Genomic DNA, 26,078 nt, shown 5'->3' on the forward strand with positions numbered 1-26,078 from the left:
TCCAGCGCGGCGAACGGCTCGTCCATCAGCAGCACCTCGGGGTCGAAGGCCAGACTGCGCGCGATCGCGACGCGCTGCTTCATCCCGCCCGACAGCTCGTGCGGGTAACGATCGGCGAAGCCCTTCAGCCCGACCAGCTCGAGATACTCGTCAGCGCGTCGGCGACGCTCCGCGGTCGGCAACCCCTTTGCCTCCAGGCCGAATTCGACGTTCTTGCGGGCGGTGCGCCACGGCAGCAGGGCATACTGCTGGAACACGATGCCGCGGTCCAGGCCAGGACCGCGGACGGGCTTGCCGTCGAGCAGGATCTCCCCCGACGTCGGTTGCGTCAGCCCGCCGAGCAGGTCCAGCAGTGTCGACTTACCGCAGCCACTGGGCCCGACCAGGACCAGGAACTCACCGGCGGCCAGGTCGATACTGATGTCGTCGATCGCGGTGAAGCTGGTCTTCTCGCCGCGGATTGCGAAGCGCTTGGTGACGTGGCGTAGTTGCAGTTTGGGTTGTGTACTCATCGGTGTGCCAATGCCTGACCGTCGGGCCCGCTGCCGTCGGGATAAGTCCCGTTGGCGTACGGATTGAATTCGTTGGTGTAGAGGTCTTTTGCCGTCAACGTGCCCGGTTCGAGTTCCCCGTTGCGCACCAGCCAGTCGATCCAGGTCTGCAGTTCACGGTCGGCAATCACCGCGCCGGGCACCGGAATCCCTGAGCTACGCCAGTATTCGACGGCCTTGGTGTCCTCATTGCGGTGGCGCTTGTTGATGATCTCGCGGAACTTCGCCACCACCTCGTCCCGCGGGGTCACCTGTGCCCAGCGGACCGCGCGCGCTGTGCCCTGGACGAAATCGGCCACGGCATCGCGGTTCTTGGCCAGGAAATCGTCGCGCACCACATAGGTGCCGTAGCTGAACGCACCGAACAGCGCCTTGTCGGTGAACAGCGGCCGGATCCCACCGCGTTGCAGCGCGGACTCCCGGTAGATCTCGTTGAGCGCCGCGACATCGATCTGCCCGTCGCGCAGGGCCTGCTCGGTGTTGACGGGTGGCACCACCGTGAGGGTGACGGTCTTGATCTCGTCGTTGGTCAAGCCCTCTTTGGCCAACCATTCCCGGGTGAGGAATTCGTGGTGGGCGCCGAGGGTGTTCATCCCGACCTTCTTGCCGATCAGGTCGCGGGCCGAGCGAATCGGGCTGTTCTCCAACACGTAATAGCCGGTGTACTCGTCCTCGTCGGCGCCGTAGGAGCTGAGCACCGAGGTGATCGGGGCACCGGCGGCGTTGAGTTTGACCACGGCACCGTTGAACGCCGAACCGAAATCGATGTCGCCGGTGGCCACCGACTGGATGTCCTGCGGCCCACTGGTGGTGTTACCCACCCACTCCAGCTTGACGTTCTTGTAATAGCCGAGTTCCTCGGCGAGTTCGTGGAACTCGACCTCGCCGGTCCACCCCTGATACCGCAGCACCGTCTTGCCGTCTTCGGTGTGCGCCGCCCCACCGGAGGAGCCACACCCGGTCAGCACCATCACGAGTGCGCTGAGCATCGCGAGTACCGAACTGAATAGGCGCATGGCCGTTGTCTCCCAAAGAGTCGCGGTGATTGTCGCGGCTCATGGTGACAACAAACGGTGGCCGAGTAACCCTTTAGCCTCGCGAAGAATCGAATGGCCGACGGACCGCCCGGGGGCACCCATGTGCCTTTCGGAATGCTGCGACGAATGTGCACGCTGTTGTCGAAGAGCTGCAGTGATTTCGCCGACAACCGACACATTCGTCATAGGGATCGACACCCATAGTGCGCGCCAGGCTGGGACGCTTCGTTAGAAGGGTCAGACGCCGCCGAACTGCGGTTGCAGCACCGGGGCGAGTGCTGAGAGTGGGATGTGTGCCTGCACGGTGCCGCCGTCCATCGCCCACTGCATCCGGCCCGGCGTGAAGTCAATTGGACTGTCATGTCCGACCGGGTAATCCGGCATGTAGAGGATCAATTCGTCCGGCGTCAGCGCCCAGGCCTTGTAGCCGCCGGAGTACACCTTGTCCGGGGTCCAGCGGTCCGGGGTGAACGGGTATGTGCCGGGCTGGTGCGGCGGCGGCGCGGCATCGAGCGCGGCGACGATGAACGGCTCCCCCAGGCGCGGAATCTCGACCCGGTGGTCGACACCCGGTTTGAACAAGTCGGCGAGCTGCACCTGCCGCCCGTCGACGAAGGTGAACGTGCGGTAGGCGTCACTGAAGATCGGGGCGTTCGGGTGCGCCAGCGCGTCGGTACCGACCGTGCCGGAGTACATCTCGTGGAAGACCGCCGTCATCGCGCCGCCGTGGTGAAAGACCTCGAAGTGCTGCTCACCAGAGCTGTCGGCGGCCATCTTCATCGCCGCGGTGCGCCAGTTATTCATCAGGTTGGTCAGGTACTGCCGGATGACGGGGTTGTCCACCAGGTCGCCCGGTAACGCCATCTTGATGTCCCGGACCGCTTTTCGGTCCGAGACCACGGACGTGTTGCAGAACTGCCCATCCCACTGTCCGCCCAGTTCGTCGCAGAACGTGGCCGCCGACGCCGCGGCGTCGGGAGCGGTCGTGATGGCCACCATGGTGCCGGCCACCACGGCTGCCGCGCCGATCAGCTTGCCGATGCGCATCATGGGCCGGCTCAGGCGAGTTCCACTTTGCTTGTGCGCCACTGCCCGTCGACTTTTTCCATCGTCATCTTGATGCGGCTGCGGTCGATCCGCGGGTCGGGCACCTGGGTGTTGGACACCGACTGGTCGACGAACAGCAACACCACGACCTTGTCCTTGCTCGCCGACTGCACTGCCGACTCGACCACCACACCGTGCGCGGTGGCCTTGTTGTCGATGAGCAACTGGCGCAACTGCATGCTCGACTGCGAGTACATGTCCTTGAACTCACCGGTGGCGCCGGCCAGCACCTGGTTAAAGTTCTCGTCGACCTTGTTGGAGTCGATGCTCGTCAAGATCTGGGCATAGGCGACCGCCGCGTCCTGCGCCTGCCGACTGGCCTGCGCCACCTGCTTCGTCTGCCACAGCTGCCAGCCCAGGAATCCCGACAGAGCCAACGCGGCGACGAACACCACGACCCCGGCGCCGATGAGCACGCGACGACCCCAACCCCGCGGCTTGGCCGCGTCGGAGGGCTTGGCCGCGTCGTCCCCGGCCGCATCGTCGGCCTTATCGTCGTCGGCCTTCGCGTCGTCGTTGGTCTCGTCCTTCGCCTCGGAATCCGGCTCGGTCATTTCCTCGGCGGTTTCCTCGATACCGATCGCGTCGTCCACGGTGCCAGCTTGCCCGTCGCCGGTCGGCTTGTCAGTCGTGAGGGTCACCGTCATCTCCTTGGGTGCATCGGGTGGATCACCGGGGCGGCTCGATCGGCAACGTCGGACCGCCGTACGGCGTCGGGATGGTGTATCGCCCCTTGGGCGTCGGATCGGTGGTACGCCCCAGGTCAGCGCCCGGGGGCGGACCCGCGGTGTCGTCGCCGGCCGGACGCGGCGCATTCTTGGCGCCGCGGACCAGCACACCGGGATGCTCGTCGCGGCAGTACGTGTACATATACGGCTCCGGGTAGTCGGCCGCCGACGGTGGCCGACGTGGTGTCCCGTAGTCACACGAGTAACGCGGATAGATCTCGCCGGTGGCCCACAGCCCGTTGTCGTGCATGACGCTGCCGATCGCGTCGAGGGCCGAGGTGCGGTAGTCCGGGAACAGCGCATGCAGCGCCGGCACCCGCAGATACAGGAGTTGCGACGTGCTGGCCAGGCTTCCCAGCAGCTGCACCATCGTGTCGGAGTTGTCGACGAACAGGTTGTCGACCGAGGTCAGCGCGCCCGGGGTCTCGTTGGTGAGCCGGCGGAAGCCGTCCCGCATCCGGTTGATCCCGTCGAAGGTGGAGCTCAGGTTGTCCGAGGCCACTGCGATGCCGGCGTTCTTGTCCGCCGCCAGGCTGAACACCACGCGGCTGTTACGCAGGATGCTCGTCGTCTCGGGAAGCACCGAATCCAGCGTCGACAGCAGAAACGTGCCGCCGTCGATGATGTCGGACAGCTTGCGCGGACCGGCGCTGCTCATGCTCAGTTCCCGCCGGATCAGTTCCAGCTTGTCGACGTCGACCTGGGCCAGGGCACCGTCGGCATCAGCCAGCAGCTGGGCCAGGCTGACCGGAACCGAGGCTTCGGTGATCACATTGCCGTCGCTGAGGAACGGGCCCTGGTCCGAATGCCCGACGAAGTCGATGTACTGCTCACCGGCCGGGGACAGTCCCGATACCCGGACATCGCTGGACTTCGGGATCTGAACTGCCGAGTCCACGTTCACCACGGCGTTGACCCCCGACGGGGTGATGTCGAGGCGTTCGACCCGGCCCACCCGCACGCCACGCAACGTCACATCCTGGTTCGGCAACAACCCTGCCGACTCCGGCAACTGGACCGTGAGCCGATAGGTGGAGTCGAACGGCTTGACCCGTAACGCGCCGATCATCAGATAGGCAGTGGCCACCACCAGGGTCATCACCAGGGCCCCGGCGGACAGCCAGGCCTTACGCCGGTAACCGAACCGGACCATCCTGACGACGAGATCTGCCAGCGAGTCGATCATCGCGGTGCCTCAGCGGCCGGTGCGACGGGAGCATCGGCGGGTGGTGCCTCCGCCGGTGGGGCCGCGCCGGGTGGCGGCGCGGTCACGATCTCACCCGGTTCGGTGGGACTGGGAATCACCGGCATCTGCGGCACGGACGGTCCCCGTCCGACCACCCGCTCCTGCAGCCGCAGCAGCGTGTACTGCAGTGAGCCGACCAGCTGATGCCAGTTGTAGCGCTTGGGCCCGTGCAGACCGGCGTCACCGGCGAACCCGATGTCGGGAATCGAACCGAGCACCAACCGGTCGATGCTCGCCCTCGTCGACCAGGCATTGCTCGGCATGCTCTTGACGATCGGCGGCATCAGCCGGTTGAGCGCGTACAGCGTGGCGTCGGGCGTCAGGGCCACGTCGTTCCACGCCCCGGCGACCGTGTTGGCATCGGCGATCACACTGCGGCCGCTGGTGTCGGTGCCGGCGATCGACGGGAACTTGCGCAGCTCTTCGGACGTGTCGCCGACCTGTGCGATCAAATCGGCGATCTGGGTGGTGTGTTCGGCCAGAACCTGGGTGGCCGGCGCAGCCTGATCCATCAGTTCGCTGACGGCCTGGTTCTTCTCGTCGATCTGGCCGAGCAGTTTCGAGGTCTCCGACATGGCGGTGTCGAGTTGCTCGGAGCGGGCGTTGAGCAGGCCGAGGGTGTGATTGGTCTTGGAGATCAGGGTGCCGAACGCCTGGCCCTGGTCGCCGGTGGCCTTGCCCAAGCCGTTGATGATGTTGGTGAAGTTGCGTACCGCACCGCCGTTGACCAGGATCGCCGCCGAACTCAGCAGCGACTCGACGGTCGCGGCGGCGCGGGTCGAATCCAGATCGATGACGTCACCGTCACGCAGCAGCGGAGCATTCGGATCGACCGGGCTGGGCGGGCGGACCGAGACGAAGACGTCCCCCAGCGGTGTGGCCGAACGCAATTCGGCGGTGGTGCCCTGCGGGAGCCGGACGCCGTCCATGATGCGCAGCGTGGTCACCGCGGTGTAGTTGCGCGCCACCATCGAATCGACCTCGCCCACATCGGCACCGGCCAACTTCACCTTGGCGTTGGCCGGCAGGTTCAGTGCGTTGGAGAAGATCGCGGTCAGCCGGTAGCCGCCCGAACCGACGCCGGGCGCGGGCAACGGCAGGCTGGCCAGGCCCTCGCTGGCGCACCCCGACAACGTCAAGGTCGCGGTGAGCACCACCGGAAGGACGACTGTGCGTATCGGTTTTCTCATCGCTGCCCCATCGCCGCCAGGCCGTCGAGCATGTAGGACAGCCCGAAATCCGGGCCGAAATCCTGCACTGTCCCGGTGCTGCACCCCAATTGCCGCAGCCCCATCATGTTGCACATCTCCTTGACGGTCTGGGAATCGAACAACACCTTGTCGACCAGCACATGCACCCGAGCCGCGCCGTTGCGCTGATCGACGATGTTGTAAAGGTTGTCCAGCGTCATCGGGGCGAGGTCGAGAAGCTCGGCCAGATCACGGTTGTGGGCGACGAAGGTGCCGGTGGCGGTATTGCCGTTGAGGACGATCTGTTTGATCTCCTCACGGTGGGCTTCGAGCACCTCACCGGCCTGGGTGATCACCTGATTGAGCTTCTTGCCGGTGGTGCCGGTGCCGAAATTCTCGTCGGCCAGGATCTGGCTGAGTTGGCGCACCGCGGAACCGAATTCACGCAGGGTGGCGTCATTGTTGGCGGCCGCCTGGAACAGCGAACTGAGGTTGCGCACGATCGTGGTCAGCTGATCGCGGGTCACGGCACCCTTGTCGGCGCTCAGCCGCAGCGCCTCGGACAGTTCGCCGAGGGCATCCTTCATCGCCTGGCCGTTGCCGTCGGCGATCGCGGCGCTGGCGTTGACGACCTCGGCGATCGGCCCGTTGCCCTTGCCGTCACCGCGCAGCGACGCCGACAGTTTGTCCAATACGTCGAGCACCCGGGCGAATTCGACCGGGGTCTTGGTGCGGTTGAGCCCGATGGTGTCGTGGTTCTGCAGCGTCGGCCCACCGCGGTAGGGCGGGGTGAGCTCGATCTGCCGGTCGGTCAGGATCGAGTTGGACACCGTGACCGCCTGCACGTCCTGGGGCACCTGGACGTCCTTGTCGACGGTGAACTCGACCTCCACATACCCGCCCTTGGGCGTGATCTTGGTGACCTTGCCGACCTGCATGCCCAGCACCGCCACCGTGTTGCCCTCGTAAAGCCCTGCTGCGCTGTCGAATTGAGCGGTCACGGTGATGGTGTTGGTCATGTCCTTCAGGAACCACCAGCCGACCCCGAGGACCGCGACGGCGGCCAGCGCAGCGACCGACACCAAAGCCAGGAGCCTGTTGCGGCGACTCATTTGCAGTCCTTCAGGTACTGGATCATGTTGAACTGCTTGGCCCGACCACTGATCGCGCACATCCACGAGTCGATCAGCAGACCGTTGGCGACGTTGAGGTCGGCCGCGTTGCCGGTGCCGGTGGCGTTGGCGAGCCCGCGCAGGGCCACCGGGGCGGATTGCAGCACGCTGCGAAGCAGGTCGTCGTGCTGGCCCAGCATGTCCGACAGCTCGCGGATGTTGGTCAGCAACGCCTCGAGTTCGGGGCGGTCGTCGATGACGATGCCACTGAGGGTCTCCACGAGATTGGTCAGCGAGGCCAGCATCGCCTGGAATGAGGCCCGCCGCATGACGAATTCGCCCACCAGATCATTGCCCTGGTTGACCAGGCTGCCGATCGTCGACTGCTGGCGGCGCAGGGTATTGCTGACCACCTCGGTGGTCTGCAACAGCGTGCCCAGTTGGTCGCGCCGGTTGGCGATGATCTGGGCCAGAGTGTGGGTGTTCTGCAGGGCCCGCGGCACGATCTCGGGCAGCCCGTTGAGCTGGTGGCCCAGGATGCCCAGCGACTGGGCGAACTTGTCGGAATCCACCTGCTCGTAGGTGGTGGTGACGTCGGCCAACGCCTCTTGCAGGTCGTAGGGCACCTCGGTGTGGGCCAGGTCGAAGTTGTCGCCGGGCACGGCTCCCTCACCGGCCGGCTCCAGCGACAGGTAGCGCGAACCCAGGATCGTGGTGATCTTGATAACCGCCCGCGACTCCTTGCCCAGCGGAACGTCGTTGCGCACTTTGAGTTTGGCCTCGACGTGGTCGCCGGCCAGCTTCATGCTGACCACCTCGCCCACCGGGATCCCGGCCACGGTGATCGGGTTGCCCGGTTTGAGTGCGGCGGCCTGCAGGAACTGCGCGGTGTACTTGCGGTAGCCGATATCGGCCACCTTGACGATGAGCATCGCCCCGATCAGCACGCTGACCACCGCGATCGCGATGATCCCCAGCCAGGTCCGGTTGTAACCCTCCAGCGGCTTGCGCCGCTTCTTCTTTTGCTCAGCCATTGGCCATGTTCCTGCATCTCGGGCTGTAAGTCGCCTTGTTCCCGGGGGTGGCGGCGTCGACGATGATCGGCGTGACGTCGTTGAGGCCGGGGAAGAATCCCGTCGCGTTCAGATCGCACGCGTAGGAGTTCGCGTAGGAGCCCTCGTTGGTGATCCGGGCGAATCCCTTGAGCAGCAACGGCAGATTGGCTCCGGTGAACGCCAACTGCGGTTCGATGCCCACCATGTGCTGGACGAAACCGGGTTCGCGGGTGACGAGTTGGTTCAGCGAGGGGTAGACCTCGTCGGTGATGGTGGACAGTTGGCGGACCACCCGTGAGATGGAGCCCATCGACTCCACCATCTCGGGCCGTCGGGCGTCGAAAGTGCTGACCATTCCCCGGGTTTCGGTGATGACCTGATCGAGGCTGTCGTTGTGCCTGGCCAGGTTCTGGGCCACCGTGTTGAGGTCGCTGATCACCTGGCCGAGCTCCTCGTCCCGGCCGGCGAACGAGTCGGTCAATTGCGCGGTCTGATCGACGAGCGCGGCGATCGAGGCCTGGTCACCCTGCAGCGACGCGATCACCCCCTGCGTGAGGTTGTCGGCGTCGCGCGGGTTGAGCACGCTGAACAGCGGCTCGTATCCGTTGAGCAGGGTGCCCACGTCGAACGACGGATCGGTGCGTTCGACGGGGATGACCGAGCCGGCCGGCAGTACCCCGGGATCACCGATCTTGCCCAGCGACAGCCCGAGATAGCGCTGGCCCACGATGTTCTGGTACGTCACCGAGGCGACCGTGGTGCCCAACAGCTGCTGATCGTTCTGCACCACGAACGACACCTTGGCCTGCGCGCCGTCCAGCTCGATCTTCTCGACGCGGCCGACGCGCACCCCGGCCATCCGGACGTCGTCGCCCTCACGCAGGCCGAACACGTCGCTGAACATCGCCGCGTACGGCGTGGTCTTTCCGGCCACGTCGCGCCGCAACGTGACATACACCAGCCACGTCAGCGTCAGCGCCACCACCATGAACAGGGACAGGCCGATCATTGCTCCGCGATATTTCATCGAGGCCCCCCGGACGAAACTGGTTGTGCCGCTTGACCATCGGATACCGTCACGGTGGTACCCCGCGCCACCGGACCCAGCAGCAGCTGGGTGGCCGCGGTGGCCGGTTGGCCGGTCGCGAGGCTCAGCGCGGCGCGTTCCTGGGTGCTGCCCACCGGGCCCACATTGCCGCCGAAGGCGGCGGGTGCAGCACTGCCGCCGAAGGAGGCCGGCGCCGCCTCGGCGGGCAGCAGCGGGCCCTCGGGCGCCGGCGGGCCACCCGGCGGCGCCGGGGACGACCCGGGGATCGACGCGGCGGGCGGGGAATTGGGCGGCCGGGGTGCCACCGGGGCCAGCGGTGACTGGTTCACCGGCGGGGGCGGCGTCGGCGCCAGCGCCGGATTGGCCGTGCCGGGGACCGGCGGGGACGGCGGCATCCACGACGGCAGCGGCGGATTCGGGTCGGCCAGATTGGGATTCGGGTTCACCAGGGGCGGCCCGACCGCCATGAGGTTGCCGTTCGGCCCCACCACCGTGCCCGGCGGCGGAGCCAGATCGGCGGGTGGCTGATAGTTCTGCGGCAACAGCACATCCGGCAGGGCCGGACGCGTCGGCACCAACGGCGCGGTGTAACAGCTCGGCCCTTTGAGCGCGCCGTACTGCGGACAATCGGCCCGGGTGTAGGTGTAGCTGGGGGTGAACGACAGATTCACCCGCATGTTGCCGAAGTCGTGATCGGGCATCCACACGTTGTCGAAGAACTTGGTGGACAGTTGGTTGAGCTTGACGAAGGCCGGGACCCAGTTGTGCGAGGACAGCGCCAATTCCCCGATCACCGGCGTCATTTCGGTGGTGATCCGGACGAGCTGATCGGAGTGGTTGGCCAACGACGTGTGGCTGGTGTTCATGGTGTTGATGCCGCCGTTGATCAGGGTGGTCAGTTGTGAGCGTTGCTCGACGAGGGTCTGCATGGGCTGTACGGCCTTGTGCAGCGCGTCGACCAGATCCGGCGCGGTCTGCTGCAGGCCCCGGGTGGCGTCGATGAGCGCCGAGACGGTCGTCGGGCCGGGTTCGGTGGCCACGATCGCATCGAGTTGGTCGAGGAGACGGTTCAATTGGGCACCGCTGTTGAGCAGCTCGGTGCGGCGGTTCTCGGTGGCGGCGTTGACTGCGGCCAGGATGCCCACCGTCTTGTCCTCACGTCCCCGGCCGGTCGCGGCCAGGATGTCGCGCAGCTTGCTGATCGTGGTCTGGAACAACACCGTCGGCAGTTCGGTGTCCTCGGGGATCTGTGCGCCGGCCTCGATCGGTGCGCCGACGCTCGAACCATTTGCCGGCTCGCCGGCGCCATCCACCAGCTGCACCGACGACACCGCGAACACATTGCTGGGCACCACGCGCGCGGTCACCGTGTTCGGAATCGACGACGCGTATTCGGGTTTGAGGTTGATGTGGACGTAGTTGGGGTTGCCGTTGGCGGCCGGCACGACGTCGTCGACCATCCCGACGAGCACGCCGTGGTACTTGACGTCGGATCGCTGCGGCAGGCCGTCGCCGACGTTGACCAGGGCGGCCACCACGGGTACGCGGGCGTCGAGCCGCCCGGTCGCCTTCACCAACAGGACCGTCGACACCAGCGCGGCGACCGCGAGAACGGCGACGCCGCAGACCAACAGTTGTCGGTCGGTCGGCCCGCGGCCGTCGGTTTCCAGTGAGTTACCCATCTAGCCGCCGAACCTCGCTCCAGAATCGACCGTCCACAGCGCCATGGTGAGCAGCATGTTGACGATGATCACCACGGTGATGCTGGCGCGCATGGCGTGACCGGCGGCCACGCCGACACCCACCGGGCCGCCCGAGGCATAAAAGCCGTAGTAGCACTGCACGGTGGAGGCGATCCACACGAAGATGACCGTCTTCAACAGCGAATAGAGGATGTCCTGGCCGGACAGCATCAGGGTGAAGTAGTGCAGATAGGAACCGGTGGACCCACCGCTGATCAGGTACACCACCACCTGGGTGGTCAGGTAGCTCACCGCCAGGCAGAGCACGTAGAGCGGGATCACCGCCACCACCGAGGCCATCAGCCGCGTCGTCACCAGGTACGGAATCGGGCGGATGGCAATGGAATCGAGCGCGTCGATCTCCTCGGCGATGCGCATCGAGCCAAGCTGGGCGGTGAAGCGGCAACCGGCCTGCGTCGCGAAGGCCAGGGACGCGGCGATCGGCGCCAGCTCGCGCGTGTTCACCAACGAGGAGATGATGCCGGTGGCCGGGCCGAGCCCGAGCAGGTCCAGGAAGTTGTAGCCCTCGATACCGACGAGGGCGCCCACGGTGATGCCGAGCACCACCGCCACGCCCGCGGTTCCGCCGCCGACGACGAGAGAGCCGTTGCCCCAGGCGATGTCGGACAGCAGCCGGACGAATTCACCGCGGTAGTGACGCAATGCAATCGGCACAGCCGTCACCGCGCGCACGAAGAACACCATCATGTGGCCCAGCCGGATCACCGGCGTCGACGAGCGTCGGTAGAGCCGCACCAACGGTGCGATCAGCGGCGGGGTGAAGGTGGAAGCGGTCATGTCACAGCCCGACCCGCGGGAACAACATGATGTAGAGCTGGCTGATCGCGACGTTGACCACCATCAGCAGCAGGATCGATTCCACCACCGCGGCGTTCACCGAGTTCGCCACCCCGGTCGGCCCGCCCTTGGTGGACAGCCCCTTCTGACACGAGACGACCGCCACGATGGCGCCGAAGATCACCGCCTTGACCAGAGCCACGATCATGTCGCCGGTGGTGGCGAACGAGGCGAAGGTTGCCACGAAGCTGCCGGGAGCCCCGTTCTGGAAGTACACGTTGAACAGGAAGCTGGCCAGGAAGCCGACGAAGCACACCACCCCGGTGAGCGCGACGCCGATCATGATGGCCGCGGCAAAACGCGGCACCACCAACCGCTGGATCACCGAGACACCCATGACTTCCATGGCATCGGTCTCCTCACGCATGGTGCGCGACCCCAGATCGGCGGTGATGGCCGAGCCGACCGCGGCCGCCATGAGCACGGCGGCGGTCAGCGAGGCGGCCTGCCGGATGACCGCCAACCCGCTGGCGGCGCCGGCCAGTGACGTGGCGCCCACCTGCCCGGCCAACAGCGCGAACTGAATCGAGAGGGTGACACCGATCGGCAAGGCCACCAGCACGGTGGGAACCACGGCCGTCCCCGCCATGAACGCGCCCTGACGGATGAACTCCTGCCACTGGAACCGGCCCGTCACCAGGTCGACGAACAAGGTCTGAAGGGTGCGGACCCCCAGAACGAACTGATCCCCGACCGTGGTGAGCGATGCGAGCGGATGGCGCCTGGCATAGCCGGTGGCCCATTTCTCGATGGCGTCGACTCCCCGGTCCGGTTCGACCCCATCGGAGACGCTCTCGGGCGGCGCCGTCATCCTCTCTCGTTAAGCAGAAGCACCAGCAACAATGAACCCTCCCCAGGCCCGAGGTACGGCCGCCTTCGGCCGGATAACTCAGCAGTGGTTCGCACCGTAGCCTCGGGACTCGACGCGCGTCAACGTTTTGCCGAATTCTCATTTACTTAGTGAGCCCGGCTCAGCATCTTCCGGCAAACGAACCGCCGCGGCCGGCTCGAGACCGCCGGGGCGCGATATTTGGGTGGCGACGTTTCATTTCTCGGATCACCTGTAAACACAGTGGATTCAGGGCGACGTACGCCTCGTCGATGTCCACGGCGGCCCAACCGGCGAGCTCGATCGACGGCATCGGGTCGCCGGCGGGATGCCCGCACAACGGAATCCGTGGCCGGTATGCGTATTAACTTTGCCGATGGTGATGAAACCGTCGAAAAACTGGTCAAAAGTTCGCCGGCCGGATGTCAGCCGCTGGACTCGGCCTCCCGGTTGGCCTGGGCCACGACTGCGGCCAACAGGCCCGGCATCGCCGCCTCGACATCGTCGACGCGCAACCGTTGATGGGTGTGCCCGTCGCCGGGTGTCCGCACGATCAGGCCGGCATCACGCAGGATGTTGAAGTGGTGGGTGGCGGTCGACTTGTTGATGCCGTCGTAGAGCGCCGCGCACTTGACCGGCTCACCCGCGTTGTGCAGCCGCCGCACCATTTCCAACCGGACCGGATCCTGCAACGCACTCAGGACCTGGTGGATCGGCGCGACTGCGAGGGTCTCGATCGTCGGCGCCTGTGCCATGTGCCCGCCACCCCAAAATAAGTTTGATGGTCATCAAACCTGACGTAGGCTCGACCAGGTTCGATGAACATCAAACTACCGGACGGGGTGAGCAGATGACGTCGGTTTCGGCAGAACATCCACTCGACACCGACGGCCAGCGCTGGGCCTATCCCCTCCTGCTCGTCTTCAGCGGTGTGGCCCTGGGCGTCTCGGGCCTGCCCGCGCCGCTGTACGGGATCTACGAGACGGCCTGGCATCTCACCCCGCTGGCCACCACTGTCGTGTTCGCGGCGTACGCCCTGGCCGCCCTGGCCGCCGTGCTGGTCTCCGGCCGCATCTCCGATGTGATCGGCCGCAAACCGGTGTTGGTGGGCGCGCTCGTCGCGATGCTCGTCGGCCTCGGCGTGTTCCTGGTCGCCGACAACATGGCGCTGCTCCTGCTCGCCCGCGTCATCCACGGCGCCGCCATCGGCTCGATCGTGGTCGTGACCGCCGCCGCCCTGCTCGACCTTCGCCCGCACCGGGGCGTGCGCTCCGGTCAACTCAGCGGCGTGGCGTTCAACATCGGCATGACCGTGGCGATCATCGGATCCGCCGTCCTCGCGCAGTACGCCCCACATCCCTTGCGCACCCCCTACGCCGTGGTCGCGGTGATCTGCGTGCTCGTCGGCGTCGGCGTCCTGGCCCTGCGCGAAACCCACACCGTCCGCTCCACCGGACCCATCCGGATCTCGAAACCCGCAGTGGCCAAAGAAATCCGGGCTGACTTCTGGTTCGCCGCACTCGGCGCGATGGCCTCCTGGTCGGTGCTCGGCGTGCTGCTGTCGCTGTATCCGTCACTGGCCGCCCGCCAGACCCACATCGAGAACCTGGTGTTCGGTGGCGGCGTCGTGGCCGTCACCGCCTTCGCCGCGGCGATGGCCCAGTTGGCCGCCACCCGCATCCCGGCGCACCGCTCGGCGATCGTCGGCGACGTCGGCATGGCGGTCACGTTGGCCTTGACCGTCCCGGTGCTGCTCACCCACTCGTGGCCCCTGGTGTTCGCCGCGGCCGCGCTGCTGGGCGCGACGTTCGGGCTCGGGTTCGGCGGATCGCTACGGCACCTGTCCCACGTGGTCCCGGCCGCCCAGCGCGGTGAGACCATGTCCGCGTTCTACCTCCTGGCCTACACCGCGATGGCCGTCCCGACGCTGCTGGCCGGCTGGGCCGCCACCCGCTGGGACCTGGACACCGTCTTCCCGTGGTTCGCCGGCGCGGTCGCCACGGCATGCCTGGCCGCCGCATTCATCGGCGCGCTGAGCCGGCGTCGCCGCGCCACCGGGTGACCCAGTTCGGCAACTTGGGCTCCCCCAGCGCCACTCGGCAATACGCTGATCGCCATGGCACCAGCGCAACGAGAACCCAACGTCGTCGTCCTCGGCGGAGGATCGTGGGGCACCACCGTGGCCTCCATCTGTGCCCGGCGCGGACCGACCCTGCAGTGGGTGCGCTCGGAGGAGACCGCCAAGGACATCAACGACAACCACCGCAATTCACGCTATCTCGGTGACGAAGTCGCATTACCCGAAAGCCTCAAGGCCACCGTCGATTTCAGTGAGGCGGCGCACTGCGCCGACGTGATCGTGATGGGGGTGCCGTCGCACGGGTTCCGCGGCGTGCTCACCGAGCTGGCTCGCGAACTGCGCCCCTGGGTGCCGGTGGTCTCGCTGGTGAAAGGCCTGGAACAGGGCACCAACAAACGGATGAGCGAGATCGTCGACGAGGTGCTGCCCGGCCACCCCGCCGGCATCCTGGCCGGGCCGAACATCGCGCGCGAAGTCGCCGAGGGTTACGCCGCTGCCGCGGTACTGGCCATGCCCGACCAACATCTCGCGGCCAAACTCGCAGAGTTGTTCCGCACCAAGCGGTTTCGGACCTACACCACCGATGACGTGATCGGTGTGGAGATGGCCGGAGCGCTCAAGAACGTCTACGCCATCGCGGTGGGCATGGGCTACTCACTGGGCATCGGCGAGAACACCCGCGCGATGGTGATGGCGCGCGCGGTGCGCGAGATGGCCAAACTCGGCGAGGCCATGGGTGGGCAACGCGACACCTTCGCGGGCCTGGCCGGTATGGGCGATCTCATCGTCACCTGTACCAGCCAACGCAGCCGCAACCGGCACGTCGGCGAACAACTCGGCTCCGGAAAGAAGGTCGAGGAGATCATCGCCTCGATGAACCAGGTGGCCGAGGGGGTCAAGGCGGCCAGCGTCATCATGGAGTTCGCCGACAACTACGGGCTCAACATGCCGATCGCCCGTGAGGTGGACCGCGTCATCAACCACGGCCACTCCGTCGAGGACGCCTATCAGGGGTTGATGATCGAGAAACCCGGGCACGAGGTGCACGGGTCGGGGTTCTGAACCTCAGCCGATCGTGAAGGTGGGCTTGAAGTCCGATTCCTGCTCGCCGATGACGAAGCTGCCCGACGGGCTGATCACGAAGCCCGACTGGTTGCGTCCGTCGATGCACGACGTCGTCACCCCGTCGGTACCACAGCTGATCGTCTGATAACTGATCCGCGAGTTGGCCGGCAACGGCTTGGCCTCGCCGACGACGGCGAACACCGGGGCCGGCGAACTGGCGAACCCGGGCACCCCGGGCCCGCCGCTGACCAGGTTGGCGCCGTTGGGTGCGGCCGGAATCGGCCCGCTGCACCCGTAACTGCCGCTGCGCTGCAGCACACACGTGAGGCCTTCCGGCGCGCTGAACGCGTACCAGTTGTTGTCCATCACGGCATATTCAGAGGTCTTGACCGGCGCGTAGGCGTTCACGTTGGGAACGACCGGCGGCGGCGGCGGATCCGCTTGCGCAATCCCGGGCCCGCTCATCACCGCTGCGGCGGCACCCACCAGGCCAATCAGCACTCTGCTCAGCACGCCGTCACCCTAACGTGCGGCGGTGAGGCGGTCCACCGCTGCAGGAATCGGCTATTTACCCCCGCAGGCCAGGTCGACGTACACCGTGGTGTACCGGACACGCTCCTCGGTGTTACCCCGCGGCGCGGCCTTGAGCTCGGTGATGTCGCGGCCGGGCCGGACCGCCTTGACGTTGCAGTCGCTGATCGAGCCGCTGCCGACCCGCGACAGGATGACGCGGTAGCCCTCGTCCTCCAACTGCTTGATGGTCTGCTGGGCCGACCCGGTGCCACCCGGTGCAGCGGCGGCCGGTGCTGCCGGCGCGCCCAATGCCAGACCGGCTCCGACGATGGCGACGGCAAGACTTTTCCAGATGTTCATCATTGAATTACCTGGCCTTTCCCTTACTGAGGTAGGTCCAGCCTAAAGAGCCAATTTGCCGGGGTCTATCAACTCATATTGAACGCATACGTATTTCTGCATACGGCCCGACGGTCAAAGAGTATTCAGGCCTAATTCATATTTTTTGCCTGCGCGGCAACCGTCTCCGGCGCGACCTCGCGGGCGAGCGGGATACGCACGGTGAACACCGTCCTCCCAGGTCTGGACTCCACAGCAACCGTGCCGTTGTGCGCTTCGATGATGGATGCCACGATGGCCAGCCCCAGGCCGGTGCTGCCCAATTCGCGGGAGCGCGATTTATCGGCCCGGACAAACCTGCCGAACAAATTCGGCAACAATTCGGCATCAATTCCGGGACCGTCGTCGGCGACGGTCAATATCGCGGAATCGTCTGCCTCGGTCAATGCGATCGTGACGGTCACACCGGGCGGCGTGTGCACCGCCGCATTGGTCAACAGGTTGCTCAGCACCTGGTGCAACCGGGCCAGGTCACCGCGCACCCACATCGGGTCGTCCGGTAGCTCGGCCACCCAATGATGATCGGGCGCCCCGACCGCCACATCGTTGACCGCGTCGACCGCGAGGTCACTCAGGTCCACATCGTCGGTCTCCAGCTCTTGGCCCTCACTCAACCGGGACAACAGCAACAGGTCGCTGACCAACCCCGTCATCCGGCGGGCTTCGGCCTCGATGCGGGCCAACGCGTATTCGGTGGTCGGCGGAAGATTTGCACTGTCCTGCCGGGTCAGCTCGGCGTAGCCCTGGATGGCCGCCAACGGGGTGCGCAGCTCGTGGCTGGCATCGGTGAGGAACTGCCAGGTCCGTCGATCGGACTCGGCCAACGCCGCCAACGCACTGTCGACGTTGACCAGCAGCCGGTTGAGCGTGTCACCGACCAGGCCGACCTCGGTGTCCGGATCGGTGTCCCGGTCCCGGACGCGCGTGGTGATGCGGTGATCGCCGACGTTCAACTGCAACGTCGCCACCTTCGCCGCCGTCGCCGCCACCCGGCTCAACGGACGCAGCGCGATGCGCACCACCGCGATGGTGCCCAGGGCGGTGACGATGAGCGCCAGCACGATCATCACCGCCACCGTCACCGACTTGCGGGCGATCACCATGTTCGCGCTGTCCATCGACACCCCGGAGACGAGTACGTCGCCATCCCCCACGATGTGGCTGGCCAGCCGGTAGGAGCCCAGCGCCGGCAGCTTCACCGTGCGGCGATCGTCGTCGGTCCAGCTGTACTGGTCGAGCGCACGGGTGACGGCGACGGGCGCCGGATGCGGCTCACCGTCGGAGAACACCGCCGACTGGATCACCTCACCGTCGTGCAGCACCGCGATCAGGTTGCCCGGTGCCTGCCCGACGAATGCGGTGAGAGCCTCGGCATCGCCGGTCAGCTCGTGCCCGGCCTGCTTGTCGCGCAGCTTGTCATAGGAGTGGGTGAACGCCGCCAGCGACCGCGACACCTCGGTATCGCTCATCGTCGTCACATAGGTGTGCAGGCTGTAGACCGACAGCGCACCGACTGCGAACAGCACAACCGTGACGATCGCGCTGACTCCCAGCACCAACCGCCTGCGCAGTGAACGCGGCCCCCATCGTCTGGGCGGCATCAATGCATCATGACGCGGGCCGCAGCATATAGCCAACCCCGCGCACGGTGTGGATCATCGGCTCACGGTCGGTGTCGACCTTTTTACGCAGATAGGAGATGTACAGGTCGACGATGCTGGACTTGCCGCCGAACCCGTAGTTCCACACCCGGTCGAGGATCTCCGCGCGGCTCAACGCCCGGCGCGGGTTGCGCATCAGATAGCGCAAGAGCTCGAATTCGGTGACGGTCAGGTTGATGGGCTCACCGCCACGGGTGACCTCGCGGCTCGCCCCGTCGAGCACCATGTCCCCGACCTTGAGGGTCTCGTCGGCCGGCGGTGTGGTGTGGCTGGACCGGCGCAGCAATCCGCGCAGCCGAGCCACCAACTCCTCCAAACTGAAGGGCTTGGTCATGTAGTCATCGGCGCCTGCGGTCAAGCCGGAGACTCGGTCGATCACCGAATCCCTGGCGGTCAAGAACAGCGTGGGCGTGTAGCCGTCGGCCTCACGGACCCGCTGCAGGATCTGCAGCCCGTCGATATCGGGCAGCATGATGTCGAGCACCACCACATCGGGCTCGATCTCGTCGAACTTCGCCACGGCGTCATGGCCGTTGTGGGCGACGTCGACTTCCCAACCCTCGTAGTGCAGGGCCATCTTGACCAGGTTTGTCAGCGCCGGCTCGTCGTCGACCAGCAACACGCGGATGGGAGATCCGTCTGCACGGTGAATCTTCGGCAACTGTCCGAGGATCGCCTGCCGCGGCTGCTGGGCACGGGGGGAAACCGACATCGTGGTCATATTTCCATTGTGCGGAGCGCACAGAGCATTGTCACGGAGTTCATATGGAGTTCTAAGACGACGCCTTGCCACGACCGTTCTATGACGTAGGTCACCATCAAGATCAACCGTGATCCAGCCAGAGTCTTTGCAATACAAACCTTTTCGGAACCTTTTTCGGAACCAAAAGGTGAACATTCGGTGTCACGACCGGACGGCGTTCGGCCATTCAGGCTGGCTGACAGGCATATTCGTGCCGGGACACATACCCGAAACATTTGGGTTCTCTATGCATGACACCGAATGCCTTGCACCTGTTCACAGCGATAAATACGCTCGCCCACAGCAATTGGATGTAGGCGAGCCACAACTGGACCATAAGTCGACTTGTGTCGTTGTGCGCTCCAACGCTTTTCGAGGTTGTCCTGGAGACAACGTCGTCGAATATCTGTGCGCGGGCCCGCAGCGTGGCGGGCCCGCACATCACCAGTTCCAGACGGAGGCGCGCAATGCAGCAAACGACCCCACTCGCAGAACGGGCCCGCGCCATTCTGCGCTACGACTTACCTGCCTCCCTGGTGGTGTTCCTGGTCGCCCTGCCGTTGTCGCTCGGCATTGCCGTGGCCTCCGGCGCGCCAGTGCTGGCCGGCATCATCGCCGCGATCGTCGGCGGCATCATCGTCGGCGCCCTGGGCGGGTCACCGTTGCAGGTCAGCGGCCCGGCCGCCGGCCTGACCGTGGTGGTCGCCGGGTTGATCTCCCAGTTCGGCTGGGCAGTCACCTGCGCCATCACCGTGGGCGCAGGCGTGCTGCAGGTGCTGTTCGGCCTGAGCCGGATAGCGCGTGCCGCGCTGGCCATCTCCCCGGTGGTGGTGCACGCGATGTTGGCCGGTATCGGCGTCACCATCGCGCTGCAGCAGGTCCACGTATTGCTCGGCGGCAGCTCCAACAGCTCGGCCTGGGCCAACATCTCTGAACTGCCCGCCCAGCTGATGAGCGCCCACTGGCCCGCCGTGCTGCTGGGTGTGCTGGTGATCGTCACCCTGGTGGGATGGCGCTGGGTCCCGGCCCCGATCAACAAGGTGCCGGCCCCGCTCGTCGCGATCGTGGGTGTGACGGCCTTGTCGGTGCTGGCACCGTTCGACGTCAGCCGCATCGAGATCAACGAATCGCTGATCGATGCGCTGGCACTGCCCAGCCTGCCGGACGGCAACTGGGCCGCGTTCGCCGGCGGCATCTTGACCATCGCGCTCATCGCGAGCGTGGAAAGCCTGCTGTCAGCGGTGTCCGTCGACCGGATGCACAACGGGCCGCGCACCAACTTCGACCGCGAGATGATCGGCCAGGGCACGGCCAACATGGTCTCCGGTGCGATCGGCGGCCTGCCGGTCACCGGTGTCATCGTGCGCAGCTCCACCAACGTGGCCTCCGGCGCACGTACCCGCGCCTCGGCAATCATGCACGGGGTGTGGGTGCTGGCCTTCGCCGTACCTTTTGCCGGCCTGGCCCAGATGATCCCGACCGCCGCACTGGCCGGCCTGCTCATCATGATCGGCCTGCGTCTGGTGAACCGGGCCCATATCGAAACCGCAAGGCTCACCGGCGATTTGGCGGTCTACCTGATCACCATCTTGTGCGTGGTGTTCCTCAACCTGCTCGAAGGTGTGGCGATCGGCCTGGTGCTGGCGATCGCGCTGACGGTGTGGCGAGTGGTGCGCACCAAGATTCACGCTGAGCCGGCCGGCCAGGACGATTGGCGAGTCACCATCGAAGGATCCTGCACCTTCCTGTCGCTGCCCAAGCTGACGAAAACCCTTGCCTCCGTGCCCGCCGACGCCGATGTCACGGTGGAACTGTCCGTCGACTTCATCGACCACGCCGCCCATCAGGCCATCGAGGACTGGTGCCGTCAGCACCGCGCCGCAGGCAACAACGTCGACCTACACGACCTGGGGGCCGTCGAAATGGACAGTGCGGTACTGGGACCGCCGATCCGCAACTTCACCCCGTTCGACAAGCGTTCGGGCGTGGTGCCGTGGAGCTCCTGGCAGCCCGAGAAGACCCCGTCGGTGCTCCACGGACTGGCCGCCTACCACCGCCGCACCGCTCCGGTCCTGCGCCCGCACATGCAGGAACTGACGCACGCACAGAACCCCGAGACACTGTTCTTGACCTGCGCCGACTCCCGAGTGGTACCCAACGTCATCACCAGTAGCGGACCCGGTGACCTGTTCACGGTGCGCAACGTCGGCAACATGGTCCCCGCGGGTCAAACCGACGAGTCGATCGAGGCGGCCATCGCCTTCGCCGTCGACAAGCTCGACGTCGACTCGATCGTGGTGTGCGGGCACTCCAGCTGCGGGGCGATGACCGCGCTGCTCGGCAAGACCGACCCGGGTGACGAGAACCTGAAATCCTGGCTGTCCCATGGTGATCCGTCGCTGACGGCGTTCGACGGCGGACGCCACCCGGTCGCCGTGTCGGCCGCCGAAGCCGGATTCGGCACTGTCGACCAGCTGTCCATGGTGAATGTCGCGGTGCAGGTGCAGACCTTGCAGTCACACCCATTGGCCCGTCGGGTCAACGTGATCGGGCTGTTCTACGACATCGCCAGCGCCGCGGTGCTGAGGGTGACGCCCACCCATGTCGAGCAGCTGGCCGGCGTCGCTTAAGGACCCAGACAGCCGAGTGGCCAGTTATGTCACGCAGAGCACAAAGAAGCGTGCCATAACTGGCCACTCGCCCTTGCTGGAGATCAGTAGTGACCCGGACCCCGGCCGGCCATGTCTTCCAGGCGACGGATCCGGTCGGCGATCGGCGGGTGGGTGGAGAACAGCTTGCCGATGCGCTCGCCGGCACGGAACGGGCTGGCGATCATCAGATGTGCCTGATCGGCAAGCTGCGGCTGCGGGGGCAGCGGGGCCGCCTCCACCCCGCCGGAGATCTTGCGCAGGGCCGAGGCCAAAGCCAGTGGGTCACCGGTCAATTCGGCGCCGGACTGGTCGGCCTGGTACTCACGCTGGCGGGACACCGCCATCCGCACCACGGTGGCCGCGATCGGGCCGAGCAGCGAAACCAGCAGCATCGCAAGCGGATTGCTGCCCTCACGGTTGCCGCCGAACATCCCGGCGAACATGGCCATGTTGGCCAGGGCGGTGATCACCGACGCCATTGCGCCGGCCACGCACGAGATCAGAATGTCGCGGTTGTAGACGTGCGACAGCTCATGTCCGAGGACCGCGCGCAACTCACGCTCGTTGAGGAGCTGCAGAATGCCGGTGGTGCAGCAGACCGCGGCATTGCGTGGGTTGCGGCCGGTGGCGAAGGCGTTCGGGTTGGCGGTGTCGGAAATGTACAGGCGTGGCATCGGCTGATGCGCCGTGGTGGCCAACTCCCGCACGATCCGGTAGATCTCAGGGGCTTGCACCTCGGTGATCGGCTGGGCGTGCATCGCGCGCAGCGCCATCTTGTCGCTGTTGAAGTACACGTAGACGTTCATGCCGACGGCGAACAGCACTGCCAGGTACATCACGTTGCGACCGAACAACGAGCCGACGAACACGATCAACGCCGAAAAACCGACCAGCAACAGGAACGTCTTGATTCGGTTCGCGTGCGGGTTCCACGTCATCGCAGTTTCCTCCTAGGAACTACTCGGCAACCTTCGCTGATTAAACGCTCAGTTACCCGGCGCGGTTCCGCAGATCAGCCGTGCCGGTTCACCGTGTAATCGACGAGCGTGGCCAACGCGTCACGTCCTGGGCCGGCCGGAAGGCTGGCCAGCTCATCACGGGCCTGCGCCGCGTACTCGGCGACGACCTCCTTGGCGCGCGTCATACCGGGCGAGCGCCGCAGCAGCCCCAGCGCCTCGGCCACGTCCTCGTCGCGTTCGACCGGACCGATCAGCAGCTCGCGCAGCCGGTCGGCATCCGGGCCTGACTCCCGCAACGCGTAGAGCACCGGCAGGGTGTGCACCCCTTCGCGCAGGTCGGTGCCGGGGACCTTGCCCGATTCGTCGGGATCGCTGTCGATGTCGATGATGTCGTCGGAGATCTGGAACGCGGTCCCCACGATGCCGCCCAGCCGGTGCAGCCGCTCGACCTGTTCGGCGTCGGCGCCGGAGAACGTCGCCCCGAACCGGCCCGAGGCCGCGATCAGGCAGGCGGTCTTCTCGTACACCACCTTGAGGTAATGGTCGACGGAGTCGACATGCTCGGCCGCGCCGCGGGTCTCGCGCATCTGGCCCGTCACCAATTGGGCGAATGTGTCAGCAATCACACGAACCGCGTCGGGTCCGAGCCGCGAAACCAGCCGCGACGCCGTGGCGAACAGGTAATCGCCGGCCAGGATCGCGATGTTGTTGCCCCAGCGGGCGTTGGCGCTCGGTGCGCCGCGCCGCATCTGGGCCTCGTCCATCACGTCGTCGTGATACAGCGTGGCCAGGTGCACCAGCTCGATCACCGCACCGGCGATCGCCACCTCCGGATCATCGGGACGGGGCCCCAACGACGCCGAGAGCACGGTGAACAGCGGACGGAAGCGTTTGCCGCCGGCTTGGAACAGATGCTGCACCGCCTCGGCCATGAGCTCATCGGCTTTGCCGAGCTCGTCAGACATCAGTTGTTCGATCCTGGCGACGCTGTCGCGGACGTCGGCGGCGAACGCCGCGTCCCCGAAATCAACGCCTGCCACCACAGTCGCTGGTGTCCTCATTCGTCCAACATACTGGGAGCAATGGATATCAAGGCAGACGTGGTCGTCGTCGGCGCCGGACCGGCCGGGTCGGCGGCCGCCGCATGGGCAGCTCGAGCCGGTCGTGACGTACTCGTCGTCGACGCGGCGCAGTTCCCGCGGGACAAGTCCTGCGGCGACGGACTGACGCCGCGGGCGGTTGCCGAGCTGGAACGGCTCGGCATGGGCCCGTGGCTCGACACCCGGATCCGGCACCACGGCCTGCGGATGTCCGGATTCGGCTCCGACGTCGAAGTGCGGTGGCCCGGACCGTCGTTCCCGTCAACCGGAAGCGCGGTGCCGCGCACCGAACTAGACGACCGGATCCGCTCGGTCGCCGCCGACGACGGCGCCAAGATGCGGTTGGGTGTCAAAGCCGTTGGGGTGGATTACGACTCACGCGGACGGGTGGAGTCCGTACAGCTCGACGACGGCGCCAAGATCGGCTGCTCACATCTGATCGTGGCCGACGGAGCCCGCTCCACCCTGGGCCGCGTGCTGGGCCGCACCTGGCACAAGGAAACCGTGTACGGCACCGCCATCCGCGGATACATCGCGACGCCGCGCGCCGACGAGCCGTGGATCACCTCGCATCTGGAGCTGCGTTCCCCCGAGGGCCAGGTACTGCCCGGCTACGGCTGGATCTTCCCGCTGGGCAACGGTGAGGTGAACATCGGTGTGGGCGCGCTGGCGACCGCCAAACGCCCCGCTCATGCCGCCCTGCGTCCGCTGCTGTCGTACTACACCCAGCTGCGCCGCGAGGAATGGGGATTTTCCGGGGAGCCGCGGGCCGCGCTGTCGGCGTTGCTGCCGATGGGCGGCGCGGTATCGGGAGTGGCCGGGCCGAACTGGATGCTGGTCGGCGACGCGGCGGCCTGCGTCAACCCGCTCAACGGCGAGGGCATCGACTACGGGCTGGAAACCGGACGGCTGGCCGCCGAACTGCTGGGCTCGGGCTCGTACGCGCAGTCCTGGCCCGCGGTGCTGCAGGAGCACTACGCCCACGGGTTCTCGATCGCCCGGCGGCTGGCCGTGCTGCTCACGCTGCCCCGGTTCCTGCCGGCCTCGGGTCCGGTGGCGATCCGCTCGTCGTTCCTGATGAACATCGCGGTGCGGGTGATGGGCAACCTGGTCACCGAAGAAGACGACGACTGGGTGGCCCGGGTGTGGCGGGGTGCGGGCCTGGCGTCGCGTCGCCTTGATCAGCGCAAGCCGTTCAGCTGATCCGGTTGAGCATCCAGATCCGGGTGGACAGCGCCGTCGCGAAGGCACACCACAGCGGGTAGGGCGTGAGGATGGCGCCGGGCGCGCCCTGGGCGTGCACTGTGCGACGAGTGAGATCGGCGCTGCTGGCGGTCAAGACCGCGGCGGTGACGGCTGCGACGCCGAGCTGCCGCCGGGTGAAGAACACCCACGACCACGCGGCGTTGACGATGAGGTTGCCGGCCAGTGCGGCGGTGTAGGCGCGGGCCTCGTCTTGCTGGCCTTCGGCGCGCAACCGATCGAGCGTGCGGGCTGAGGTGACCGCGATGTCGGCATAGAGGATCGGCCAGACGATCGGAAAGGCTTGGCGGGGGGGCTGAAATGAGGGCTTGCGCAGCTTTTCGTACCACTTCGATTGAGCCGGGCGGCTGGCCAGCCCGCCGACGATCGACGTGGCCAGCGTTGCAGAGGCCGTCTTTGCCAAGGTGATCGGGCGCATGTGGGACTGCTTACCCCGCGTCGTCGCTTTCTACCCGTGGGTCGTGATCGGAGTCTTGGCACCGCCCTGGAGTAGAAATCGGCGCGGGGGTGTGGCGGGCCCACTCACCGATTTCTACCTAGGGGTCGCGACTGCACGCCATCAACAGCCCAGGGGTAGAAATCGGCGCAGGGGCGTGGCGGGCCCACTCACCAATTTCTACCCAGGGGTCGCGACTGCACGCCATCAACAACCCAGGGGTAGAAATTCGCGGGCGCGTGGCGGGCCCACTCACCGATTTCTACTCAGGGGTCGCGACTGCACGCCATCAACAACCCTGGGGTAGAAACCGGCGCAAAGGCGCGGGACGGGCCCACTCACCGATTTCTACCCAGGGGTCGCGACTGCACGCCATCAACAACCCTGGGGTAGAAACCGGCGCAGAGGCGTGGCTCAGCGGTACTCGCAGAGGTAAGCCGTCTCCACCTCGACGCGGACCTGGAACTTGCTGTCCGCGGGCACCGTGAATTGCTCACCGGCCGCGAAAGTTTCCCACTCCTCGCGGCCCGGCAGCTTGACGGTCAGCGCACCCGAGACCACCCGCATGATCTCGAGCTGGGAGGTACCGAACTCATATTCGCCGACGGCCATGACGCCGACGGTCGCCGGGCCCTGTTGCGTCGCGAAGGCGATCGAGGCGACGTCGCCGCCGAAGTACTCGTTGACCTTGAACAATGCGGCTCCT

25 protein-coding genes are annotated in these 26,078 nt (G+C 66.3%); 4 read left to right on the plus strand and 21 right to left on the minus strand.

Going from position 1 to position 26,078, the window contains the following annotated elements; translation table 11 throughout:
• The 13 genes from A5699_RS19720 to A5699_RS19780 form a co-directional block, all read right to left on the minus strand.
• Window positions 1-512: ABC transporter ATP-binding protein (locus A5699_RS19720; protein ID WP_157561349.1), on the minus strand; the 512-nt coding region annotated here is incomplete at its 3' end.
• A complete protein-coding gene (locus A5699_RS19725) occupies window positions 509-1,540 on the minus strand; it encodes an ABC transporter substrate-binding protein (protein ID WP_369806734.1) in 1,032 nt (343 codons plus the stop codon). The genes A5699_RS19720 and A5699_RS19725, both read right to left, overlap by 4 nt.
• Before the next feature lie 285 nt (window positions 1,541-1,825).
• The gene (locus A5699_RS19730) at window positions 1,826-2,635 is read right to left on the minus strand and encodes a mannan-binding family protein (RefSeq protein ID WP_067772698.1); all 810 of its coding nucleotides are present in this window, start codon (window positions 2,633-2,635) and stop codon (window positions 1,826-1,828) included.
• Between the two features lie 11 nt (window positions 2,636-2,646).
• Entirely contained in the window at window positions 2,647-3,342 is a 696-nt protein-coding gene (locus A5699_RS19735; protein ID WP_157561350.1) for a DUF3329 domain-containing protein, read from the minus strand.
• A 22-nt stretch (window positions 3,343-3,364) separates the two neighbouring features.
• Window positions 3,365-4,609, minus strand: coding sequence for an MlaD family protein (locus tag A5699_RS19740; protein ID WP_067772624.1), 1,245 nt, complete (start codon window positions 4,607-4,609; stop codon window positions 3,365-3,367).
• Window positions 4,606-5,859 carry an MCE family protein gene (locus A5699_RS19745; protein WP_067772627.1) on the minus strand — a complete coding sequence of 418 codons (1,254 nt, stop codon included), beginning with the start codon at window positions 5,857-5,859 and terminating at the stop codon, window positions 4,606-4,608. The genes A5699_RS19740 and A5699_RS19745 overlap by 4 nt, the downstream gene beginning before the upstream one ends.
• Window positions 5,856-6,971 carry an MCE family protein gene (locus tag A5699_RS19750; RefSeq protein ID WP_067772631.1) on the minus strand — a complete coding sequence of 372 codons (1,116 nt, stop codon included), beginning with the start codon at window positions 6,969-6,971 and terminating at the stop codon, window positions 5,856-5,858. Before A5699_RS19750 ends, A5699_RS19745 begins: the two co-directional genes overlap by 4 nt.
• Window positions 6,968-8,005, minus strand: a complete 1,038-nt coding sequence (locus tag A5699_RS19755; RefSeq protein WP_067772633.1) for an MlaD family protein — start codon at window positions 8,003-8,005, stop codon at window positions 6,968-6,970. Before A5699_RS19755 ends, A5699_RS19750 begins: the two co-directional genes overlap by 4 nt.
• Window positions 7,998-9,053, minus strand: coding sequence for an MCE family protein (locus tag A5699_RS19760; protein WP_067772636.1), 1,056 nt, complete (start codon window positions 9,051-9,053; stop codon window positions 7,998-8,000). The genes A5699_RS19755 and A5699_RS19760 overlap by 8 nt, the downstream gene beginning before the upstream one ends.
• Window positions 9,050-10,756 (minus strand): MlaD family protein, encoded by a 1,707-nt coding sequence (locus tag A5699_RS19765; protein WP_067772639.1) that lies wholly within the window; start codon window positions 10,754-10,756, stop codon window positions 9,050-9,052. Before A5699_RS19765 ends, A5699_RS19760 begins: the two co-directional genes overlap by 4 nt.
• A complete protein-coding gene (locus A5699_RS19770; protein WP_067772642.1) occupies window positions 10,757-11,614 on the minus strand; it encodes an ABC transporter permease in 858 nt (285 codons plus the stop codon).
• A gap of 1 nt (window position 11,615) precedes the next feature.
• On the minus strand, window positions 11,616-12,485 hold the full coding sequence (locus tag A5699_RS19775; protein ID WP_067772647.1) for an ABC transporter permease: 870 nt from the start codon (window positions 12,483-12,485) through the stop codon (window positions 11,616-11,618).
• A 443-nt stretch (window positions 12,486-12,928) separates the two neighbouring features.
• Window positions 12,929-13,258: a helix-turn-helix transcriptional regulator gene (locus A5699_RS19780; protein ID WP_067772650.1), complete on the minus strand. Its 330-nt coding sequence runs from the start codon at window positions 13,256-13,258 to the stop codon at window positions 12,929-12,931.
• Between the two features lie 95 nt (window positions 13,259-13,353).
• Between A5699_RS19780 and A5699_RS19785 the strand changes: the two genes are divergently transcribed.
• Complete coding sequence (locus A5699_RS19785; protein ID WP_067772652.1) at window positions 13,354-14,565, plus strand: MFS transporter; 1,212 nt, start codon at window positions 13,354-13,356, stop codon at window positions 14,563-14,565.
• Window positions 14,566-14,619: 54 nt separating this feature from the next.
• Entirely contained in the window at window positions 14,620-15,645 is a 1,026-nt protein-coding gene (locus tag A5699_RS19790; RefSeq protein ID WP_067772655.1) for an NAD(P)H-dependent glycerol-3-phosphate dehydrogenase, read from the plus strand.
• 3 nt (window positions 15,646-15,648) lie between these two features.
• On the opposite strand, the gene A5699_RS19795 is transcribed toward A5699_RS19790, so the two are convergent.
• The 4 genes from A5699_RS19795 to A5699_RS19810 all read right to left on the minus strand — a co-directional run bounded on the left by A5699_RS19795 (window position 15,649) and on the right by A5699_RS19810 (window position 18,942).
• Window positions 15,649-16,161, minus strand: coding sequence for a hypothetical protein (locus tag A5699_RS19795; RefSeq protein ID WP_067772658.1), 513 nt, complete (start codon window positions 16,159-16,161; stop codon window positions 15,649-15,651).
• 51 nt (window positions 16,162-16,212) lie between these two features.
• Complete coding sequence (locus A5699_RS19800) at window positions 16,213-16,521, minus strand: hypothetical protein (protein ID WP_076240244.1); 309 nt, start codon at window positions 16,519-16,521, stop codon at window positions 16,213-16,215.
• A gap of 131 nt (window positions 16,522-16,652) precedes the next feature.
• Entirely contained in the window at window positions 16,653-18,161 is a 1,509-nt protein-coding gene (locus A5699_RS19805) for a cell wall metabolism sensor histidine kinase WalK (RefSeq protein ID WP_067772661.1), read from the minus strand.
• A gap of 7 nt (window positions 18,162-18,168) precedes the next feature.
• Window positions 18,169-18,942, minus strand: a complete 774-nt coding sequence (locus A5699_RS19810) for a response regulator transcription factor (protein ID WP_067772664.1) — start codon at window positions 18,940-18,942, stop codon at window positions 18,169-18,171.
• A gap of 488 nt (window positions 18,943-19,430) precedes the next feature.
• Here A5699_RS19810 and A5699_RS19815 point away from each other — a divergent pair, with 488 nt between their 5' ends.
• Window positions 19,431-21,593 (plus strand): bifunctional SulP family inorganic anion transporter/carbonic anhydrase, encoded by a 2,163-nt coding sequence (locus A5699_RS19815; protein WP_067772667.1) that lies wholly within the window; start codon window positions 19,431-19,433, stop codon window positions 21,591-21,593.
• An 83-nt stretch (window positions 21,594-21,676) separates the two neighbouring features.
• Here the strand turns inward: A5699_RS19815 and htpX are convergent, their stop codons facing one another.
• Window positions 21,677-22,552 carry a zinc metalloprotease HtpX gene (htpX, locus tag A5699_RS19820; RefSeq protein WP_067772670.1) on the minus strand — a complete coding sequence of 292 codons (876 nt, stop codon included), beginning with the start codon at window positions 22,550-22,552 and terminating at the stop codon, window positions 21,677-21,679.
• A gap of 74 nt (window positions 22,553-22,626) precedes the next feature.
• Window positions 22,627-23,634, minus strand: coding sequence for a nonaprenyl/(2E,6E)-farnesyl/geranylgeranyl diphosphat synthase (gene grcC1 / locus A5699_RS19825; protein ID WP_197508337.1), 1,008 nt, complete (start codon window positions 23,632-23,634; stop codon window positions 22,627-22,629).
• Between the two features lie 21 nt (window positions 23,635-23,655).
• Between grcC1 and menJ the strand changes: the two genes are divergently transcribed.
• A complete protein-coding gene (gene menJ, locus A5699_RS19830) occupies window positions 23,656-24,876 on the plus strand; it encodes a menaquinone reductase (RefSeq protein WP_067772676.1) in 1,221 nt (406 codons plus the stop codon).
• Here menJ and A5699_RS19835 read toward each other — a convergent pair.
• Both A5699_RS19835 and A5699_RS19840 read right to left on the minus strand, forming a co-directional pair.
• Window positions 24,869-25,354, minus strand: a complete 486-nt coding sequence (locus A5699_RS19835) for a TspO/MBR family protein (protein ID WP_067772679.1) — start codon at window positions 25,352-25,354, stop codon at window positions 24,869-24,871. The genes menJ and A5699_RS19835 overlap by 8 nt on opposite strands.
• Window positions 25,355-25,786: 432 nt before the next feature.
• Window positions 25,787-26,068: a pyrimidine/purine nucleoside phosphorylase gene (locus A5699_RS19840; protein ID WP_067772682.1), complete on the minus strand. Its 282-nt coding sequence runs from the start codon at window positions 26,066-26,068 to the stop codon at window positions 25,787-25,789.
• Window positions 26,069-26,078: the final 10 nt, after the last annotated feature.

The sequence above is a fragment of the Mycobacterium sp. E802 genome, from assembly GCF_001666875.1.
Taxonomy (GTDB): domain Bacteria; phylum Actinomycetota; class Actinomycetes; order Mycobacteriales; family Mycobacteriaceae; genus Mycobacterium.